General features: G+C 74.1%; 17 protein-coding genes. 13 read left to right on the forward strand and 4 right to left on the reverse strand.

What is annotated here, in order from left to right; genetic code table 11:
- Window positions 1–612: 612 nt before the first annotated feature.
- From VF468_28335 to VF468_28395, 13 genes are all read left to right on the forward strand, one after another.
- Complete coding sequence (locus VF468_28335; protein ID HEX5882193.1) at window positions 613–1,779, forward strand: hypothetical protein; 1,167 nt, start codon at window positions 613–615, stop codon at window positions 1,777–1,779.
- Between the two features lie 53 nt (window positions 1,780–1,832).
- Window positions 1,833–3,050 carry a DegT/DnrJ/EryC1/StrS family aminotransferase gene (locus VF468_28340; GenBank protein HEX5882194.1) on the forward strand — a complete coding sequence of 406 codons (1,218 nt, stop codon included), beginning with the start codon at window positions 1,833–1,835 and terminating at the stop codon, window positions 3,048–3,050.
- Window positions 3,047–4,147 carry an NAD-dependent epimerase/dehydratase family protein gene (locus VF468_28345; protein HEX5882195.1) on the forward strand — a complete coding sequence of 367 codons (1,101 nt, stop codon included), beginning with the start codon at window positions 3,047–3,049 and terminating at the stop codon, window positions 4,145–4,147. Before VF468_28340 ends, VF468_28345 begins: the two co-directional genes overlap by 4 nt.
- Before the next feature lie 8 nt (window positions 4,148–4,155).
- The gene (locus tag VF468_28350; GenBank protein ID HEX5882196.1) at window positions 4,156–5,445 is read left to right on the forward strand and encodes an O-antigen ligase family protein; all 1,290 of its coding nucleotides are present in this window, start codon (window positions 4,156–4,158) and stop codon (window positions 5,443–5,445) included.
- A gap of 8 nt (window positions 5,446–5,453) precedes the next feature.
- The gene (locus tag VF468_28355) at window positions 5,454–6,386 is read left to right on the forward strand and encodes an NAD-dependent epimerase/dehydratase family protein (protein ID HEX5882197.1); all 933 of its coding nucleotides are present in this window, start codon (window positions 5,454–5,456) and stop codon (window positions 6,384–6,386) included.
- The gene (locus VF468_28360; GenBank protein HEX5882198.1) at window positions 6,383–7,702 is read left to right on the forward strand and encodes a glycosyltransferase family 4 protein; all 1,320 of its coding nucleotides are present in this window, start codon (window positions 6,383–6,385) and stop codon (window positions 7,700–7,702) included. The genes VF468_28355 and VF468_28360 overlap by 4 nt, the downstream gene beginning before the upstream one ends.
- Entirely contained in the window at window positions 7,699–9,027 is a 1,329-nt protein-coding gene (locus tag VF468_28365; protein HEX5882199.1) for a polysaccharide biosynthesis C-terminal domain-containing protein, read from the forward strand. The genes VF468_28360 and VF468_28365 overlap by 4 nt, the downstream gene beginning before the upstream one ends.
- Window positions 9,024–9,725 carry a PIG-L deacetylase family protein gene (locus VF468_28370; protein HEX5882200.1) on the forward strand — a complete coding sequence of 234 codons (702 nt, stop codon included), beginning with the start codon at window positions 9,024–9,026 and terminating at the stop codon, window positions 9,723–9,725. The genes VF468_28365 and VF468_28370 overlap by 4 nt, the downstream gene beginning before the upstream one ends.
- Window positions 9,709–10,332, forward strand: a complete 624-nt coding sequence (locus VF468_28375) for a sugar transferase (GenBank protein ID HEX5882201.1) — start codon at window positions 9,709–9,711, stop codon at window positions 10,330–10,332. The genes VF468_28370 and VF468_28375 overlap by 17 nt, the downstream gene beginning before the upstream one ends.
- On the forward strand, window positions 10,329–11,372 hold the full coding sequence (locus VF468_28380) for a FemAB family XrtA/PEP-CTERM system-associated protein (GenBank protein ID HEX5882202.1): 1,044 nt from the start codon (window positions 10,329–10,331) through the stop codon (window positions 11,370–11,372). Before VF468_28375 ends, VF468_28380 begins: the two co-directional genes overlap by 4 nt.
- A gap of 117 nt (window positions 11,373–11,489) precedes the next feature.
- A complete protein-coding gene (locus VF468_28385) occupies window positions 11,490–12,287 on the forward strand; it encodes a hypothetical protein (protein ID HEX5882203.1) in 798 nt (265 codons plus the stop codon).
- Complete coding sequence (locus VF468_28390) at window positions 12,284–14,224, forward strand: hypothetical protein (GenBank protein HEX5882204.1); 1,941 nt, start codon at window positions 12,284–12,286, stop codon at window positions 14,222–14,224. The genes VF468_28385 and VF468_28390 overlap by 4 nt, the downstream gene beginning before the upstream one ends.
- A 5-nt stretch (window positions 14,225–14,229) precedes the next feature.
- Window positions 14,230–14,871: a phosphatase PAP2 family protein gene (locus tag VF468_28395; GenBank protein ID HEX5882205.1), complete on the forward strand. Its 642-nt coding sequence runs from the start codon at window positions 14,230–14,232 to the stop codon at window positions 14,869–14,871.
- On the opposite strand, the gene VF468_28400 is transcribed toward VF468_28395, so the two are convergent.
- From VF468_28400 to VF468_28415, 4 genes are all read right to left on the reverse strand, one after another.
- Entirely contained in the window at window positions 14,868–15,932 is a 1,065-nt protein-coding gene (locus VF468_28400) for a hypothetical protein (GenBank protein ID HEX5882206.1), read from the reverse strand. The genes VF468_28395 and VF468_28400 overlap by 4 nt on opposite strands.
- A gap of 205 nt (window positions 15,933–16,137) precedes the next feature.
- Entirely contained in the window at window positions 16,138–17,271 is a 1,134-nt protein-coding gene (locus VF468_28405) for a CoA transferase (protein HEX5882207.1), read from the reverse strand.
- A complete protein-coding gene (locus VF468_28410) occupies window positions 17,268–18,821 on the reverse strand; it encodes an aldehyde dehydrogenase family protein (protein HEX5882208.1) in 1,554 nt (517 codons plus the stop codon). The genes VF468_28405 and VF468_28410 overlap by 4 nt, the downstream gene beginning before the upstream one ends.
- 102 nt (window positions 18,822–18,923) lie before the next feature.
- Window positions 18,924–19,622, reverse strand: a complete 699-nt coding sequence (locus VF468_28415; protein ID HEX5882209.1) for a transglycosylase family protein — start codon at window positions 19,620–19,622, stop codon at window positions 18,924–18,926.
- Between the last annotated feature and the right edge of the window lie 169 nt (window positions 19,623–19,791).

Below are 19,791 nucleotides of genomic sequence, written 5' to 3' on the forward strand. Positions count from 1 at the left end.
AGCGCCGGTGCGACGACGGCCCCGAAGCGGTTCGGCAGAAAACTGCGCTGATTGCCCGGCCGCGTCCTCTGCTATTTGTACAGGCTCCTTTGCTGTAATCCAGCATCCCCCTAATGAGCTACGTAGGTTGGCGGTAGCCCATCTGGGCCAGCCGAGAGGTTGCCTGCCTGCTGGGGCTACGGCAACCCGACGATGGCACCTACGTCGAAGTGGGGTTAGTTCCACCGGCAAACGTCTCCTAAGATGCATTCGCAGCGGATATGCAGGCTAGGCGCTGGCCGGCCGACGATCGCGGGCGGGGGGCCAGGGGTCTTTGCAACAAGGGGGGGCATGGTCAGAAGGCCGCCTCCCGTAATCGAGATCGTCTCCGCCAGCGATCTCCTGCGATATGGAATTCGTATTGAGGACGCTCCCAGGGGGCGGCGTGACGGCCGTGCGCCGGGCCGGACTCGCGGTGCAGGAGGTAGGGCTCCGTTGGAACTTGGTGAGGTGATCGGTCGGATCTTCGGCCGGCACAAGAAGCTAATTGCGGCACTGGTATTGGCGGGGCTTCTGGCCGGCTTCGCGATCCATTTGGACGACGCCCCGCGGTACTCGGCGTCGGCTCGGCTGGTGCTGGACACCTCCGACCCGGAGGACCAGGCGCAGTCAGGGGTGATCGCCGACACCACCCGGGCCATCGCGTCGGGTCCTTCACTGGTCCGCGAGGCGCTGGCCACGATCGGCGTCCGCCGCGACGCCACCGAGCTGGCCAGGCGGCACGTGAGCGTCCAGGCCCTCGGCAGCTCGGGCGTCATGCAGCTCTCGGTGACCGACAGCGACCCCGAGGTGGCCGTGGCCCTGGCCAACGCCATCGCCGAGTCCGTCATCAGGACCCGGCTCCAGGTGACCGCGGGTGAGGCCGCGTCCGTGGTCCGCAGCCTGGACAAGCAGATCACCCTGTTCCAGCAGCAGATCAGCGACCTGGACGCCCGCATCGACCAGGCCGGGGGCGCCGCCGCCAGCGGCCAGCTGGTGCGCCGGCGCGAGGCCCTCGAGCAGCGCATGAGCCAGCTGGAGAGCGAGCGCGCGTCGGTCCAGACGACCCGGGCGCTGCGGCCGAAGGCCGACGTCCTGGACGCGGCCAGCCCGCCGGCCCAGCAGCTCCCCGGCCGCCGCCTTCCCGACCTGGTCCTCGGTGGGCTCCTGGGCCTGCTGCTCGGCGTCGGCGCCGCGGCCATGGTCGAGAGCCTGCGGCCCACCCTGGTCGGGCGGACGGCCATCGCCAGGGGCACCGAGGCCCCGGTCCTGGCCGAGCTGGTCGGTCCTCCGCAACGACGCGGCCACCGCCATGGCTGGGTGGCGGCCGACGTCGCCGAGGCGGCCATGCACGTCGAGCTGGTGGCCGTCGCCGCCGGCGTGCAGCAGGTGCGGCTGATGGCTCTGGACCGGCAGGTCGACCTCTCCAACCTGGTGCAGATCCTGGGCGACTCGCTCAAGACGGCCACCGTCCAGCAGGCGGACATGCCGACGGCCCGCCGCCGCCGGCCCGGAGCGCGGGCGGAGCTGGAGCCGGAGGCGCTCCAGTCCGAGGGCGAGGGCGGCCGCATCGGCCTGGTCCTGGTGGCGCCCACCGTGCTCAAGCTGGCCGACCTCGACCCGGTCAAGGACTTCCTGACCATCTCGGGCTGGCCGCTGCTGGGCGTGATCGTCTACCAGTCCCCGCGCCGGAAGGCCCTGGTCCCCGGCGGCCAGCGCAGCACCCGATCCCAGGACACCTACACCGAGGTCGATGCATGACGGCTCCCGTCACTTCCACGTCCGCCGACCGCATTCCCTTCGCCCGAACGCCGATGTCCGAGGAGGCCCAGGCCGCGGTGGCCCGCGTCCTGTCCTCGGGCTGGGTCACCACCGGTCCCGAGGTGGCGGCGTTCGAGCAGGAGTTCGCCGCCTGGACAGGGGCCGAGCACGCGGTCGCGGTCGCGTCCTGCACGGCCGCGCTGGAGCTGTCGCTGCGGTCGCTGCGGCTGCCCGCGGGCTCGCCCGTGCTCAGCTCCACGATCACCTTCTGCGGGGCCGTCAACGCGATCCTCCACGCCGGCCTGCGCCCGGTGCTGGTCGACGTCGACCCGGACACGCTCATGCCCGACGAGCGGACCACGGCCGCGGCCGTCCGGACCGCCGGCGACCCCGCGGCCATGGTCGCGCTGCATTTCGCCGGCCACCCGGCACCGGTCGAGGCTATGGCCGAGGCGGCCGGCCTGCCGCTCGCCCGGGTGGTGGAGGACGCCGCCCACGCCGTCGGCACGCGGGTCGGCGACAGGCCGGTCGGGACGATCTCGGCGGCCACCTGCTTCAGCTTCTACGCCACCAAGAACCTGCCCATCGGCGAGGGCGGCATGGTCACCACCGCCGACGCCGAGCTGGCCGACCACGTGCGGCGCTGCCGGCTCCACGGCATGAGCCGTGACGCCTGGAAGCGGTACCTGCCCGGGTCGGCGTGGCGCTACAGCGTCGACAACGTCGGCCTCAAGGCGAACATGACCGACCCGCAGGCCGCCATCGGCCGGGCCCAGATGGGCCACTTCGCCGGCTGGCAGGCCCGCCGGGCCGAGATCGTGGCCCGCTACGACCAGGCCCTGGCCGAGGTCCCCGGCATCGGGCTGCCCGCCCGGCCGGACGACGGCGGCCACGCCTGGCACCTGTACGTGATGCGGGTGCTTCCCGGGTTCGGGATGTCGCGCGACGAGCTCATGGCCGGCCTGCACGAGCTGGGCATCGACTGCTCGGTCCACTTCATCCCGATGCACACCCAGCCCTACCTCGGCCCGCTGCTGGGCGACGGGGTGGACCCGCGCCGGTTCCCGGCCGCCGAGGCGGTGTTCGAGCAGATCGTGTCCCTGCCGCTGTACCCGACCCTGCGCGACGACCAGGTCGACCGGGTCTGCGCGGCGATCGCCGGTCTCCGGCGGTCTCGCCGGGCCAGCGGCAACGGGAGCAACGGCCGGACCAACGGCAACGAGACCAACGGCAGCCAGACCAACAACTCCAAGGGGGGCCAGACCCGATGACGACCTCCTCGAGGTCCAACGGCACGATCGACCTGACCGGGAAGGTGGGACGGGGGACCGTCCGCCGCGTCTGCGTGATCGGCGGCGCCGGTTACGTCGGCTCGGTCCTGATCGAGCGGCTGCTGGACAAGGGCTACGCCGTCACCGTGCTCGACGCCCTCATGTACGGCGACGACGGCATCCGCCACGTCGCCGACCGGCCCGGCTTCGACCTGATCAAGGGAGACCTGCGCAACATCGAGGCGGTCGTCGCGGCCTGCCGCTTCGCCGACGCCGTCGTCCACCTGGGGGCGCTGGTCGGCGACCCGGCCTGCGAGCTCGACGAGCAGCTGACCCTCCAGATCAACCGCGACGCCACCTTCACCGCCGCCGCCGTGGCCCGCGGGCTCGGCATCAAGCGGTTCATCTTCGCCTCGACCTGCAGCGTCTACGGGGCCACGGACGACCTGCTCGACGAGGGCTCCACCCTGGCCCCGATCTCGCTGTACGCCCAGAGCAAGATGGAGTCCGAGGAGCTGCTGCTGTCCCTGAACAGCAACGGCTTCTGCCCCTCGGTCCTGCGCTTCGGGACGTTCTATGGCCGGTCGCCGCGCGAGCGCTTCGACCTGGTGGTCAACCTGCTCGCGGCCCGGGCGGTGTCCGAGGGCGAGATCACCATCATGGGCGGCCAGCAGTGGCGGCCCTTCCTCCACGTCGCCGACGGCGCCGACGCCATCATCCAGTGCCTTGAGGCGCCGGCCAGGGCGGTCGCCCACGAGGTCTTCAACGTCGGCTCCGACGAGCAGAACCACCGGCTGGTCGACGTGGCCCAGCTCATCTCGGAGCTGGTCCCGGGGGTCCGGGTGCGGTTCGAGGAGGCGGCCGCCGAGGAGGCCAACTACCGGGTCTCCTTCGCCCACATCCGCTCCGCCCTCGGGTTCACCCCGCGCCACTCCCTCGCCGACGGGATCGCCGAGGTCAAGGCGGCCGTCGAGCGCGGGCTGGTCGGCAACTACACCGACGCCAAGTACAGCAACTTCAAGGCGATGACCAGCGGCCAGGCCGCCCACGCCCTGGACGACGGCCGGCAGGACGTGCCGACGGCCGCCGTGGGCTGAGCTGGGACATGACCGTCCAGGCACCGCGATCGGACCGGCCACAGGTCAGCGCCCGTCGCCGTACCGGCGACGGCGACGGGCTGGCCCGGGCCGGGGTGGTGCTCGGCATCGCCACGCTGCCCATCCTCCAGCCTGCCTTCGTCAACAACGTCGCCCCGGCCGACCTGGGGCTGGTCGCGGGCATCGCGGCGGTGCTGGTGTGGGCCGGCATGACCAGGCAGCGCCTGCGGCTGCCGTACGTGGCCGGGATGGGCGTCATGGTCATCGCCGGGACCATCGCCGCCGCCTTCGGCGACCTCCCCTGGATGGGCGCGGTCACCATCGTGCAGGACCTGTACCTGCTGGCCTGGGCGGCGGCGCTGGCCAACTTCGGCCGCACGGCGGCCCGGGCCGGGTTCATCGTGGACGTCTGGTGCCTGAGCGCGGCCGCCTGGTCCATCGCCCTGGTGGTGCTGTACGGCCCGAGCACCATCGGGGGCGGGGACGACGCCGAGCGGGCCGGCTTCACCTTCGGCGAGCAGAACGCCGCCGGCCTCTGGTTCGCCCTCTCCCTGCTGGTCATGCTGGCCGCCCGGCGCCCGCGGCGGTGGCGCTGGCGGGCGCCCGCCCTCGGCGCGGTCTCCCTCGGCCTGCTGCTCACCGGTTCGCTGGGCGCCATCAGCGGGCTCTTCGCCGGCCTGGCCGTCGCCCTGGTCCTCCAGGTCCGGGCCCGGCGCGGACCGGACACGGCCATCGCCTTCTCGCTCGCCCTGCTGCTGCTGGTGGGCTCGGTGGGGCTGCTGGCCCAGCAGGGCGAGCTGATCGAGCGGGCCAGCCAGAGCCCGAACCCCCTGATCCGCAACTCGATCGGCCGAGGGTCCGACAGCGAGTCCGAGCGCATCCTGGTCAACCAGCAGACCTTCGGCCTGTTCCAGACCTCCGGGTTCCTGGGCCGAGGGCCCGTCACCACCGAGCACACCCTGCGCCAGCAGGAGGCCGCCTACCCGCACGAGGCCCACAACGACTGGGTGGCGGCGCTGGTGGAGCGGGGCGTCCTCGGGTTCGCCGGCATCCTCCTGCTCGCCCTCGAGGTGGTCGTGCTCGCGCTCACCATCTGGAACCCGAGCCGGCTCAAGCCGGACTTCGCCGAGGTCCTGCCGGCGCCCGCCTACCTGGTGGCGGGATTCATCCTGGTCGCCCTGTACAGCCTCACCCACGAGGTCCTGCACGAGCGGCCGCTGTGGACGTTGTTCGGCACGGCCGCGGCCCTCGGGCTGTGGGGCAAGGCCAACCGCTGGTCCCTGGGGGGGTCGACATGATCGCGTTGGTGACGGGAGCTGCCGGGTTCGTTGGGTCGCATCTGAGTGCGGCGCTGCTCGACGACGGCGCCGAAGTGCTGGGCGTCGACGCCTTCACGGACTACTACAGCCGTCTGCGCAAGGAGCAGAACCTCGCCCACCTTCGCGGGCGGCCCGGGTTCAGCTTCCTCGAGGACGACCTCTCCGAGGCGCCCCTGGCGCCGCTGCTGGACGGCGTCGACTGCGTGTTCCACCTCGCCGGGCAGCCGGGCGTGCGCGCCTCCTGGGGCCCGGACTTCGTCCAGTACGTGCGCCACAACATCGCCGCCACCCAGCGCCTGCTCGAGGCGAGCATGCTCCACCCGCTGCGCAAGTTCGTCTTCGCCTCCAGCTCCTCGGTCTACGGGGACGCCGAGGCCTATCCGACGCCCGAGTCGCTCCGGCCCCAGCCGGTGTCCCCCTACGGGGTGACCAAGCTGGCCGCCGAGCACCTGTGCGAGGTCTACCGCACCAGCTTCGGCGTCCCGGTCGCCTCCCTGCGGCTGTTCACCGTCTACGGGCCCAGGCAGCGGCCCGACATGGCCTTCTCCCGGCTGGTCGCGGCCGCCCTGGCCGGCGAGGAGTTCGAGGTCTACGGGGACGGGGAGCAGACCCGCGACTTCACCTTCGTCGGCGACGTGGTCAAGGCCATGCGGGACGCCGCCGCCTCCGACTGGTGCGGGGTGGCCAACATCGGTGGCGGCTCCCGGACGTCGCTGAACGCCGTCCTGGACATCGTCAGCGACCTCTGCGGCGAGCTGCGCGTCGTGCGCCGCCCGCAGGCCACCGGCGACGTCCGCCACACCGCCGCCGACACCTCGGTGGCCCAGGCCGCCTTCGGCTACCGGCCCCGTACCTCCCTGCCCGAGGGCCTGGCGGCGATGGTGGCGTGGGCGCGCTCGCCCGAGCAGGCGCTGCGGTGAGCGGTCGCTGGCTGCCCCCGCCGCCGCCCGTGCCGGCCCCCGGGCGGTTCCCGGGCGGCCCGGCGCCGGTCCGGGTCAAGGTGCTCCACCTGATCACCAGGTTCGAGGCCGGCGCCGGCGGCAACACCCTGCTGTCGGCGACCGGCATGGACCCGCGGCGCTACGAGGCCTGGATCGCGGGCGGCCCGGACGGCCCGCTGTGGGAGCGGGCCGAGCGCGAGGGGATCCGCACCGTCAAGGTTCCCGGGCTGGTGCGGGAGATCGCGCCCGCGTCCGACCTGGCCGCCCTGGCGCGGCTGGTCCGGCTGCTGCGCCGGGAGCGCTTCGGCATCGTCCACGTCCACGAGGCCAAGGCCGACGTGCTCGGCCGGGTCGCCGCCTTCCTCAGCCGGACGCCGATCGTCATCGTCACCCTCCACGGCCGGGACCCGTGGTGGCCGGCGCCGGACGGCTCCCGGACCCAGCTGCGCGAGGTCATGCCCCGGGGCCTGCGCACCTTCCTGTTCGTGGAGCGGCGGCTGCGGGCGATCACCTCCGGCTTCGTCGCCGTGTCGCCGTCGGTCGCCCGCGACGCCGTGCTGGCCAGGGTCGCGACCCCGGGGCGGACCGACGTGGCCCCCTCGGCGGTCGACCTGGACGACATCCCGGAGGACGCCGACCCCACCGTCCGGGCCGAGCTCGGCATCCCCGCCGGGGCGCCGCTGGTGGGCACGGTGGGGCGCCTGGACGCCCAGAAGGCGCCGCTCGACTTCGTCCGCATGGCCGCCAAGGTCCGTGAGCGCCACCCGGACGCCCGCTTCGTGATGGTGGGCGAGGGCGAGCTCGCCGAGAAGGCCGGCGCCCTGGCCGGCCAGCTCGGGGTACCCCTCCTGCTCACCGGCTTCCGCCGCGACGCCGCCCGGGTCGCCTCGGCCTTCGACGTGTACGTGGTCAGCTCGCTCTACGAAGGCGTTGGCCGGGGCGTGACCGAGGCCATGGCCTCCGGCCGGCCGGTGGTGGCGACCGCCGTCGACGGCGTGGTCGACCTCGTCAGCCCGGGTTCGACGGGCCTGCTGGCCCCCGCCCGCGACCCCGGGAAGCTGGCCGAGGGCGTCTGCTGGCTGCTGGAGCACCCGGTGGAGGCGGCCGCCATCGGCGCCCAGGCCCGGACCCGGGTGCGGCTGCTCTTCACCCGGGAGCGGATGTGCGCCGCCCTCGACGACGTCTACTCGCGGCTCCTGGGGCTGGAGCCGGAGGCCCCGGCGCCGGCCCCGCGCGACCCTTCCGCCATGCCGCCCGGGCCGGCCGCCGAGCATCCCTGGGGGGCCGGCGAGTGATCCGGCCCGGGCGGCTGTCCCAGGGCTGGCGGGGCCTGCTGGAAGGCCAGCGCCGGCCGATCGCCGCCAACCTGCTCGCCCGGGTGGGCGCGATCGGCTCGCTGCTGCTGGCCAGCCTGGTGGTGGCCCGGATCGCCGGCCCGGCCGGGGTGGGCACGCTGGTGCTGCTCCGGGTCCTGCCCTGGCTCACCGGGCTGGTCCTGTCCAGCGGCCTGTACGGGGCCGCCCCCTACTTCCTGTCCGGACCGGGCCGCTCCGAGCCCAGGTACCGGTCGACCCTGGCCGCCATGACCGTGGCCGCCGGCGCGGTCGGGGCCGGGCTGTGGATCGCGGCCTCGCCGCTGCTCGGGCCGTGGCTGTTCCCGCAGCTGCCGCTGGTCCTGGTCGCCGTGGCCGGCGTCTCGGTGCTCACCCAGGCCCTCGAGTCGGCCGCCATGGCCTGCACCCAGGGCTTCGACGACCTCAGCGGCAGCAACCGCATCATCTTCCTCGAGGAGTTCCTGTTCCTCCCCTTCCTCGGCCTGCTCCTGCTGGCCGGGACCGACCACTTCGCCGCCATCGTGCTGGCCCTGCTGGGTGGCGACCTGGCCACCGGCGGGTACGGCTGGACCCGGCTGGCCCGCCTCGGCTACTTCACCGGGGCCGGCCGGCCGTCGGTGGCGCTGGCCGGCCACGTCGCCGCCTACGGGTTCCGGGCCCAGCTGGGCAGCATCGCCCTGCTGCTGAACGCGCGGCTCGACTTCGCCCTCGTCGGGGTGCTGGTCGGGCCCGCCTCGCTCGGCATCTACGCCGTGGCCTCGCGGTACGCCGAGCTGCTGCGGCTGCCCTCGCTGGCCATGAACTACGTGCTCTACCCGGACTACGCCCGCGACGGGGGCAAGGTGGCCGCCGACAAGGCGCGGGCCATGCTGCCCGGGATCGGCTGGATCCCGGCCGCCCTGGCCGTCCCCATGGCCCTGGCCGCGCCGCTGGTCCTGCCACTGTTCTACGGCCCGGCCTTCAAGGAGGCGGTGCTGCCGGCCTGCGTGCTGCTGATCGGGCTGGCCGGCGGCGGGGTCATCGGGGTCATCAGCGCCTACCTGCAGGGCGTTGGCCGGCCGGGCCTGTACTCGGCGGCCGTCGGCGCCGGCCTGCCGGTGACGGTGGCCCTTGACCTGTTGCTGATCCCGCACTTCGGGGTGATGGGCGCGGCGGTCGCCTCGACCGCCGCCTACGTGACGACGACTGGCGTGCTGGTGGCGTGCTTCCGCGTGGTGACCCGCGCGGAAGGACGGGCGGCGCGTGCAGCGGGGGCGGTCGAGTCCAAGGCGGAGGTACCAAGGTGAGAGTCCTGACCGTGGCGGCACATCCTGACGACGAGACCCTGGGCGCCGGGGGGACCATGGCCCGGCTGGCCGCCCAAGGGCACGAGGTGTGGATCTGCATCCTCACCGACGGCGTCACGGCCCGGCACGCGCACGTCAAGCAGCAGAAGGAGTGCGCCATCGGGGCGGCCGACGTCCTCGGGGCCGCCAACGTCGTGTTCTGCGAGCTCCCCGACCAGCGGCTGGACTCGCTGCCCCTGCTCGACGTCATCACCCCGATCGAGAAGTGCATCGGCGAGCTGCGGCCCGAGATCGTCTTCACGCACTTCAAGGAGGACGTGAACCAGGACCACCGGACCGTCTTCCAGGCGACGATGGTGGCCGCGCGGCCCGTCGAGGGGACGAGCGTGCGGCAGCTGCTCTGCTACGAGACCGCCTCGTCCACCGAGTGGGCGCCGCCGTTCCCGGGCAGCGTCTTCAGTCCCAACGTGTTCGTCGACATCAGCAGCACGCTGCCGCGCAAGCTGGAGGCGATGCGCTCCTACGAGCGCACCTGGGCCGGCGAGATGCGGCCATACCCGCACCCGCGTTCCTACGAGGCGATCGAGGCCTACGCCCGGCGCCACGGCGTGGCCGCCGGAGTCGCGGCCGCCGAGCCGTTCATGCTCGTCCGCCAGGTGCACCACGAGGGGGGCCTGTCCAGTGATCACCGGTTCTGACATCGCGCCCGGCAAGCGGCTCTTCGACGTCGCCGTCTCCCTGACCGCCCTGGTCCTGCTCGTGCCCGTCCTGGTGGTCATCGCCCTGCTGGTCAAGCTCGGCTCGCCCGGCCCGGTGCTGTACCGCCAGCAGCGGGTGAGCCGCGGCGGCCGGCTGTTCGAGCTGCTCAAGTTCCGCACCATGGTGGTCGGCGCCGACCGCATGTCCGCCAACGTCAGCGCCACCGGCGACCCGCGCGTCACCCGCGTCGGCGCGTTCCTGCGCAAGTCCTACCTCGACGAGCTGCCCCAGCTGCTCAACGTCCTGCGGGGCGACATGAGCCTGGTCGGGCCCCGGCCGGAGACGCCGGAGTTCGTCGCCCTCTACAGCCCCGAGGAGCGCCGGGTGCTGACCGTCCGGCCCGGCCTGGCCGGCCCCTCGACCCTGGCCTTCATGGACGAGGCGGACCTGCTGGCCGCGGCGCCCGACCCGGTCGCCTTCTACACGACCACGGTCCTCCACGACCGCGTCCGCGCCGACCTCGCCTACCTCGAGCGGCGGTCCATCGGCTACGACATCCGCCTGCTGGCCACCCAGGTCCTCAGCATCGTGAGGCGGCTGCGATGACGACCATGCCCCCGGCACCGCCGGTCCAGGTCGAGCGGTGGACGAACGGCGCCGCCTGGGACCAGTTCGTGGGCGGCGCCCGCGACGCCAACATCGGCCACCGCTGGGCCTGGCTGGGGATCGTCTCGGAGGTGTACCGGCACCGGACCTTCCCGCTGGCCGCCATCCGGGACGGGGTCCTGGCCGGCGTGCTCCCCCTGGTCCTGGTCCGCAGCCGCCTGTTCGGCCGCCATCTGGTGTCCATGCCGTTCCTCGACTCCGGCGGGCTCTGCACCGACGGCGACGTCGCCTCCGAGCAGGCGCTGGTCGCGACCGCGGTCGAGCTGGCCGGCGACCACGGGGCCAAGCTCGAGCTGCGCCACCTCACCGAACGGCGGATCGGCCTGCCGGCCTCGCTGGAGAAGGTGACCATGACCCTCGACCTCACCGGCGGCGAGGACGCCGTATGGCGGAGCATCCGGTCCACCAGGCGGGGCCAGGTCCGCAAGGCGCGCCGCAACGGGCTCGAGGCGAGCTGGCACGGCCAGGAGGCGGTGGGCCAGTTCTACCGTGTCTGGGCGGCCAACATGCGCGACCTGGGGTCCCCGGCGCACCGGCGGGCCTACTTCGCGCGGATCGCCGCCAGCCTCCCCGACGACGCCCGGTTCGTCCTGGTCCGGGACGGCGCCGAGACCGTCGGCGCGGGTCTGGCGCTGGTCCACGGCGACCGCATCGTCCTGCCCTGGGTGTCGTCGCTGCGGTCCAGCTTCTCCCGCGGCCCCAACCAGCTGCTCTACTGGGAGGCCTTCCGCTACGGCATCGAACGCGGCTGCACCGTCTTCGACTTCGGGCGGTCGTCCTGGAACTCGGGGACCTTCGAGGCCAAGCGGCAGTTCGGCGCCGAGCCCGAGCAGCTCTACTGGCACCGGTTCCCGGCCGAGGAGGGGACCGGCGGCGACGGCGCCGACAAGCTGGAATGGGCGACCCGGGTGTGGAAGCGGCTGCCGGTGCCCGTGGCCAACACCGCCGGCGCCCTGGTCCGCGGAGGGCTGCCCAATTGAGCCCCGACCTGCGTTACTCTCGACATGTAGCGAAGCCACCGTCAGACCTTGGTGGGCTGCGGCCAGGGGGACGAGATGCCACCAGGAGGGCCGGCAGGTGAGGCGATCGCGTCCGCCTTGGCCGCGGACGTGGCCGGCCTGCCCCTTCCCGTCGTCCTGGCCGCCGGTGGTGTCGTCCTCCTGATCGGGGTGTTCACGGCCAGGGCCCTCCGGGCCCGGGTGAGCAAGGTCGACGACGTCGAGGGCTCGACCGGCCTGGTGGTCATCGGGGAGGTCCCGGCCAGGAGCCTCGGCCGGCCCATGCCGTCCATGAACGGCCTCCCGCTGCGGCCGGTGGACGGCCTGCAGGAGATCTGCCGGATGCTGGAGCACAACGGCCTCGGGACGGCCATCACGGTGCTCACGATCGTCCGCGCCGGGATCCGCGGCCCCGAGGCGAGCTTCGCCTCCGACCTGACCCAGACCCTCGCCGCCCAGGGCAAGAACGTCCTCCTCGTCCAGGCCAACCTGCGCCAGCCGTCGGGGCAGACGGCCATGGGCCTGGCCCAGGCCGAAGGCCTCGCCGACCTGCTCGAGGACGAGGACCTCGACCCCGTGACCCTGCTCGTGTCGGTGGCCCAGCGCCTGCTGGTGCTGCCCTCGGGGACCCCGCGCTCGGACCCGGCCGCGCTGCTGGCCAGGCCGCGGCTCAAGCAGGTGATCGGCACCCTCCGGGACCTCGGGTTCATCGCCATCATCGACGCGCCGCCGGCCGCCTTCGCCCGCGACGTCCTCTCGCTGGCCCGCGAGGGCGACGCGACGCTGCTGATCGTCCGCACCGGCAGCCGCTGGAGGGACGTCGAGGCGGCGGCCAGGATGCTCCGCCACGGCGACGTCAGCGACCCGGCCGCCGTGGTCGTCGGCTCGCGGTGGTGAGGCGCCGGCGCGCCTGGCTCCTGGCGGCGGCGGGTGCCGTCCTCGTGGCGGCCCTGGCCGGGATCGGGAGCCGCGCCCTCCAGGGCTCCCCCGAGCCGGGGACCACCCGCTACGTCTCGGTCGACGGCAGCGACGGCAACCCCGGCTCTCTGAGCAGGCCCTGGCGGACGATCGCGTTCGCCGCCGGCCAGCTCCGCCCCGGCGACACCCTCCTCATCCGCGGCGGGACCTACCTGGAGCTCCCCACGGTCACGGCCAGCGGGACCGCCGCCGCCCCGATCACCATCCAGTCCTATCCCGGGGAGAGCGCGGTCATCGACTCCGGCCCGGCGGGCTTCCGGAGGCCTGGCAACCACGACTGGGAGCCGGTCGACCCGGCCATCGGGGAGTACCGGTCGGTGCGGACGTCCCCACCGGACCAGGCGTACGCCTACCTCGACGGCGTTCCCGGGTACCGGAACGGGCGGGTGGGGCTCATCCCGTACCGGTCCGCCGAGGCGTTCCGGGCGCCCAGCGACGCCTACGTCGACCAGGCGACGCCCTTCTACGCCGGGCCGGGCGTCTTCTACGACCCGGCCGACCAGCGGGTCCACATCCGCCTGGCCAAGACGGCCGCCCTGCGGGCGGCCGAGGCCCGCTACGGGGCGGTGCTCGACGGCGACCGCCCGGACCCGCGCCGCTACCCGATCATCCTGTCCAGCGCCCCCTCGACCCTGGTCGTCGACGGGTCCCACCTGGTGCTCAGGGACCTCACCGTCAACCAGGCCAAGCACACCATCGTGCTGTCGCCGAGGGCCCACCACGTCCACTTCGACGGCATCACCGCCTGGACCGGCGACGCCGGCATCCGGGCCGAGGGGGACGGCATCCACGACATCACCGTGACCAGGTCGCGCATCTACGGGGACAACCCCCGCTGGGTCTTCTGGAGCGACATGAAGAACCCGCCGGCCCCGGCCGACCTGCTGCGCAGCACCGCCGTCGACCTCTACGGCGGCACCCACGACTGGGAGATCTCCCACAACCATCTCCGGGGGTCGGGCCAGGACCTGATCAGCACCAACACCGACGAGCGGGGGATCGCCGTCCACCACAACCGCATGGAGAACTGCGGCGACGACGCCCTCGAGCTGGAGGGGACCCGGGACGTCGGCGAGGTGCGGGTCTACGAGAACTTCATCGGCAACTGCCTGGTCGCCGTCGCCGCCGGCCAGGAGTCGCCCTCGTTCAGCGGCCCGCTGTACGTCTTCCGCAACGTCGTGGTGTCGCTGCAGGACCCCCCCGTCAACCGGGCCCCGGGCATCAACCGCTGGAACGGCGGCGGCCGCTTCGGCTACGAGTACATGTTCAAGCAGCACGCCGGCAACGTCTTCATCTACCACAACACCCTGGTGCTCCTGAACAGCGACGGGGACGGCCTCAACCTGGTCCCGCCGGCGCCGGCCGGCACCTATGTCGCCAACAACCTCGCGGGCACCGTCAACGGCGTCGTGAACGGCGACTACCCGACCGGGCCGGACCAGATCGTGGACGGGAACCTCTACTGGCGGGTCGACGGGGCCGGCGGGGACGACCTGCTGGCCAACGCCGCCACCGTCCCGGCCTTCTCCCGGGCCACCGGGCTGGAACGCGACGGGGTCGGCGAGGCCGCCGGCAAGGGGAGCGACCCCCGCTTCGCCGGCTTCCGGCTGGACGTCGCCCGCTCCGCCGCCGACCGCTGGGAGCTGCGTCCCGGCTCCGAGGTCTTCGAGCCGGCCGACTTCCTGCTGCGGCGGGGGAGCCCGGCGATCGGCGCCGGGATCGACATCCCGGACCACCCGCGCCTGGGCCGCCTGCCCGACACCAGGTCCTCCCGGGACATCGGGGCCCTCCCCTATGGGACCGACGCCGCCAGCTACGAGGGCTTCCCCTTCGTGCCCGGCGCGCCGGCCCGGTAGCTCCCATGCCGCGCCGGCCGCTCCTGCTGGCCGCGGGGGCCGGGTGCCTGGCCGCCGTCGTCGGGCTCGGGCTGGCCGTCCGCCAGCAGGCCGGCTGGCTGGACCGTGCCGTCCCCGACGCCGCCCGGCCCCTCCTGCCGCCCGAGAGCCGGCTGGTGCAGGCGCTCAGCAGCGAGGCCGGCTGGCCGCCGGGCGCCCTGCTGATGACGTTGCTGCCGCTCGCGGCCGCCACCGGCTTCCTCGCCGGCGAGGTCCGCCGGCACGGGTTCCCGGCGGTGGTCGCCCGCTGGCGCTGGCTGCTGCCGGCGCTGGCCGCCCTCCCTGTCCTCTACGCCCTGCGGGTGGCGTTCGGGCGTCCCGGCCCCGGGGAGGTGGCCCACGACGGGCCGCTCTACGTCGGCGCCTACCCCTCGGGGGCGGCCCTGGCCCTCGGCCTCGGCTGGACGGTGGGGGTGCTGGTCGTGGGCGCGCGGCGGCCGCGCTGGCGGCCGTGGCTGCTGGCCGCCATGGCCCTCGCCCTGGTCCTGCACCTGCTCGTCCGCGCCGTCACCGGCAAGCACTGGGCGACCGACATCCTCGGGTCATACCTGCTGGTCGCCGGGGCGTTCGTGCTCGCCGCCGCCTCCCGGGGCCGGGCCGGGGGCTAGGCGCCCACCGTCGTCGGCGGCGCGGTGGTGAGCGGGGCGGTCGTCGGGGGGGCCGTGGTCGGCGGGGCCGTGGTCGGCGGGGCCGTCGACTGGGTGGTGGCCGGGCGGGTGGTGGCGGTGTGCTTCTTGGTGGTGGTCGTGGCCCGGTCCGCGGCGGTCGTGGTGGTGCTGGCCACGCCGCCGCCGGAGATGCCGCGCAAGACGCCGGTGCCCGGGGTGCCGGAACGGGCGGCGGCGGTGGTGGTGGTGGAGCGCTTGGGGCCGGTGGTCGAGGGGGTGCGCGAGGAGGCGGGGGCGACCGTCGGGCCGGGGGAGAACCCGGTCCCGAACGCGTCGCAGCCGGGGCCGCAGCGGCCGCCCTGGGCGGCCAGGGCGAAGGCGGCCGTGAAGGCGACCAGGGCGAAGACCGAGAACCCGGCCACCCGGACCCGCCGCCGGGCCTGCCAGCCCTGGGTGAGGGCGATCAGCAGCCGCTGGCCCCGCTCGACCAGGCCGGGTTGGCCGGGCGGGACCGGCGGCGCCGGCCGCACCGGCGCCTGCCGGGCGGACGCCTTGGGGTCGACCGGCTTGGGCGCGACCGGAGCCACGTCAGGGTCGGGCGGCGGGAGCTCCACCCCCGGCTTCCCGGGGCCGGGTGGCCGCCACGCGGCGGCCACCGCCGGGATCGCCGCCACCCCGGCCACGCCGGGGACGTTCGAGGACGGCGGGGCCCCGCCGGCCGCCGCCGTGGCCAGGGCCGGGGGACGGCCCCGTGCGCCCAGGGTCTCGCCCAGCTCGTCGGCCGAGAACGGGCGGAACAGCAGCCCGCAGGCATCGTCGAGGCGCAGCCCGGTGATCGGCTCCCCCTTGGTGACGATGATGACCAGCGGCCCCAGGTAGCGCCGGCGGATCTGCCCGACGGCGACGGTCCGCTCCTCGGCGGCCACGTCGAGCACGACCACGTCGGCGGTGTCGAGCGACCGGCTGTCGGCGAGCTCGCGCAGCGAGCCGAGGCGGCTGAGCCGGTCGGCCGGGTCGAGCAGCTGGTTGAGGACGGCGGCCAGCCCGGCGCTCTCGGCCACCAGCACCACACGCCGGCGATTGAGGTCGCCTGACCTGCTCCCCCTGTTCCCCGTGTCCGCCGTGCCCACCTGACGGCCGCCTCCCTGGAAGACATCCCGCACGTGCCGGGTGGCGGCACGCGGCCGCCACCTCTCCTATGTTCCAGGCGTTCCCGGCATCCAGCCGATACGTCCGCAGAAACCGTAAGTTGACCTACGGCGTGGCCTACGACGGGATGCCGAGCCAGGCCAGCACCTCGGCGGTGTGCTCGCCGAGGGCGGGCGGGGGCAGCCGGTAGGAGGCGGGGGAGGAGGACAGGCGGATCGGGTTGGCCACCTGGGGGATCCCGCCGGCGTCGGCCACCGGGTCGAGGCCGAGCCGCTCGGCCAGCGCGAACGCCTCCCCGACGTCGTTGACCTGGCCGCAGGGGACCCCGGCGCCGGCCAGGTCGGCCGCCCAGTCGTCCGCCCCACGGGCGGCCAGGGCCTCCTCCAGCAGGCCGACCAGGGCCTCGCGGTTGGTCACCCGGTCGGCGTTGGTGGCGAACCGCGGGTCGGCGGCCGCCTCGGGCAGGCCCAGGACCCGGCAGAGGCGGGCGAACTGGGCGTCGTTGCCGACGGCGACGACCAGCGGCCGGTCGGCGGTGGCCAGGGTCTCGTAGGGGGCGATGCTGGGGTGGCGGTTGCCCATGGCCACCGGCGGCCGGCCGGTGCAGAGGTACGAGGACGCCTGGTTGACCAGGCTGGCCAGGGCCGAGCCGAGCAGGCTGACCTCGACCCGCTGCCCGCGCCCGGTCCGCTCCCGCTCGCCAAGGGCGGCCAGGACGCCGCCGAAGGCGTACAGCCCGGTGAGCACGTCGACCAGGGCGACCCCGACCTTGGTCGGCTCGCCCCCGGCCGGGCCGGTGATGCTCATCAGCCCGCTCATGGCCTGGACCAGGAAGTCGTAGCCGGGCAGGTCCGCCCCCGCGCCCCGTCCGAACCCGGAGACGGAGCACCAGACCAGGCCCGGGTTGTCCCGCGCCACCTCCTCGAAGCCGAGCCCGAGCCGCTCCAGCGCGCCCGCCTTGAAGTTCTCGACCAGCACGTCGGCCCGGCCGGCCAGGGCCCGGGCGGCCCGCCGGCCGGCGTCGGTCTTGAGGTCGAGGGCGACGCTGCGCTTGTTGCGGTTGACGGCCAGGTAGTAGGTGCTGTGCCCGCCCTGCCAGGGCGGCCCCCAGGCGCGGGTCTCGTCCCCGCCGCCGGGGTGCTCGACCTTGATCACGTCGGCCCCCAGGTCGCCCAGGAGCATGGTCGCGAACGGCCCGGCCAGCACCCTGGAGAGGTCGGCCACGACCAGCCCCTCCAGGGGACCGCTCATATTCGGAAGTCCCGGTCGGGGGTGGGCTCGGCAACGTCCATCTGGGCCTTCTGCAACCGGCCGGCGTAGTCCCAGTTGAGCGCCTGCCAGCGGGTGAACTGGTCCAGGACCCAGATGCCGGACTGGCGGCTGCCGTTGCCGGAGCGGCCGTTGCCCCCGAACGGCAGGTGGGCCTCGGCCCCCGAGGTCGAGTTGTTGACGCTGACCATCCCCGACCCGACGCCGGCGCGGAAGCGGAAGGCGGTCGCCGGGTCGCGGGTGTAGATCGCCGCCGACAGGCCGTAGCCGTGGCCGTTGGCCAGCTCCACCGCCTCCTCAAGGGACCCGCAGGCGGCCACCCCGACGATCGGGCCGAAGGTCTCGCGCCGGTACAACTCGTCGCCGGCGGTCACCCCGGAGACGATCGTCGGGTGGCAGTAGAGGCCGTCGCCGGGGTCGCCGACGAAGCCCCGGCGCGGGTTGGCGGCGGTGATCCGCCCCGTCCCGGTCGAACCGTGGACCCGGTGGTGGGGCTGGACCAGGTCCAGCCAGCCCAGGAACCGGTCGCAGAAGCGCTGGTCGATCATGGGCCCGTAGAGCACGTCCTGGAACGGGTCGCCGACGGCGGCCCCCTCCACCGCGGCCGCGAACCGGGCCAGGAACTCGTCGTGGACCTCGCGGTGGGCGATCACCGTGCCCAGCGAGGTGCAGCGCTGGCCGGCGGTGCCGAAGCCGCTGAACAGCGCCCCCTCGACGGCCAGGTCGAGGTCGGCGTCGGGCATCACCACCAGCGGGTTCTTGCCGCCCAGCTCCAGGCAGGGCACCTGCAGGTGGCGGCCGCAGAGCTCGCCGATGCGCCGGCCCACCTCGGTCGACCCGGTGAAGCCGACCTTGTCGACCAGGCCGGCTTCCAGGGCGGCGCCCAGCCCCTCGAAGGTGGACGGCCCGTCGGCCTGGACGAGGTTGAGGACGCCGTCGGGCAGGCCGGCGTGCCAGCAGAGCTGGGCCAGGGCCTCGGCGGTGGCCGGGGCGCACTCGGCCGGCTTCCAGACGACCGCGTTGCCGCAGAGCAGCGCCGGGACCAGGTACCAGGAGGGCACCGCCACCGGGAAGTTGCCGGCGGTGATCACGGCGGCCACCCCGACCGGCTGGCGGAAGGTGAACAGCTGCTTGTCGGGCATCTCGCTCGGGACCGTCTGGCCGTAGAGCCGCCGGCCCTCGCCGGCGAAGAAGTCGCAGGTGTCGACGATCTCGGTGACCTCGCCGCGCGCCTCGGCCAGCGGCTTGCCGATCTCGCGGGTGACGAGGCGGGCCAGGGCCTCGGCGTTCTCCTCGACCAGGCGGCCCAGGTGCTTGACGACCCGGCCCCGGACCGGGGCCGGCGTGGCCGCCCAGCCCGGCTGGGCCTGGCGGGCCGCCCGGCAGGCGTCGACGAAGGTGGCCGGGGAGGCCAGCAGGACCTCGGCGACCACGTCGCCGGTGTGGGCGGGGTTCACCGACCGGTGCCGCCGTCCGCCGTCAGCCCGCCCCGCGCCGACGCGGGAGGTGAGCAGCGACGCCTGCTGGGTCATGGTCCAACCGTAGTACACGAACGCGGCGCGGCGCGCAGCCCCGAAGGACCACGCGCCGCACCGTTCCCCACGATGTTGCCGTGTGGTGTTGCTAGCTGAGGATCAGCGGAGGCCGAGCTTGGCCGAGCAGGCAGGCCAGGCGCCCCAGCCCTGGGAGGCCCGGACGCGCTCGGCGACGCGGATCTGCTCGGCGCGGCTGGCGTTGTGGGCCGAACCGCTGCCGCCGTTGGCACGCCAGGTGCCGGGAGCGAACTGGAGGCCGCCGGAGTAGCCGTTGCCGGTGTTGATGCCCCAGTTGCCGCCGGACTCGCACTGGGCCAGGCGGTCCCAGACGCCGCCGCCGCCGGCCGGCGCCGAGGCCGACCGGGTCACGGTCGAGCGCCGGGAGCCGGACGACGAGGTCGCCGCGGGCTGCTCCTGGGAGACGACGCGGGTCACGGCCAGCGCCGGGAGCGGGCGGTGCTTGACCTTCTCGCCCTTGGCGGGGATCAGCAGCTTCTGCCCGGGGTAGATGAGGTTCGGGTGGTGGATGTTCTTGTTCAGGTCCCAGATCGGCCGCCAGCTCGACAGCTTCGCCTTCTTGGCGATCTTGCTGAGGCTGTCGCCCTGCTTGACCACGACCTTCTTGCGCTTCTGGTCGGTCTGGGCGGCGACGATCTTGGTCGGGCCGCGCTGGACGGCGTTGACGGGCTCGGCCGTCGCCGGCAGCGCGAACGCCGAGGCGAGGACCGCCGCTCCGAGGCCGGTGACGACGCTCAGGCGGGCCGTCCGGGCTAAGTGATGTGCATGCGTGCGTGCCAAGGAAAGAAACCTCCTCCTGCACTTTGGGATGGGCCATGGGGGCCCGGTGCTACCCGCACGCCGCCACGCGGCGTACGGTCGCGCTCCCGTTCGCGGGGCGCTGGCCGAGAGGGGCGTCGTGGGGGCGCGCTCGCCTCCGGCCGGTTACGAGCCGTGAAGGGTAGAGGAG

Source organism: Actinomycetota bacterium, from assembly GCA_036280995.1.
Classification (GTDB): domain Bacteria; phylum Actinomycetota; class CALGFH01; order CALGFH01; family CALGFH01; genus CALGFH01.

What these genes read in the sequence shown, in the direction of transcription:
- VF468_28340 (HEX5882194.1), top strand. Translation starts at nt 1,833, where the DNA reads ATGTCCGAGGAGGCCCAGGCCGCGGTGGCCCGCGTCCTGTCCTCGGGC.
- VF468_28345 (HEX5882195.1), top strand. Translation starts at nt 3,047, where the DNA reads ATGACGACCTCCTCGAGGTCCAACGGCACGATCGACCTGACCGGGAAG.
- VF468_28350 (HEX5882196.1), top strand. Translation starts at nt 4,156, where the DNA reads ATGACCGTCCAGGCACCGCGATCGGACCGGCCACAGGTCAGCGCCCGT.
- VF468_28380 (HEX5882202.1), top strand. Translation starts at nt 10,329, where the DNA reads ATGACGACCATGCCCCCGGCACCGCCGGTCCAGGTCGAGCGGTGGACG.
- VF468_28395 (HEX5882205.1), top strand. Translation starts at nt 14,230, where the DNA reads ATGCCGCGCCGGCCGCTCCTGCTGGCCGCGGGGGCCGGGTGCCTGGCC.
- VF468_28405 (HEX5882207.1), bottom strand. Translation starts at nt 17,271, where the DNA reads ATGAGCGGTCCCCTGGAGGGGCTGGTCGTGGCCGACCTCTCCAGGGTG.
- VF468_28410 (HEX5882208.1), bottom strand. Translation starts at nt 18,821, where the DNA reads ATGACCCAGCAGGCGTCGCTGCTCACCTCCCGCGTCGGCGCGGGGCGG.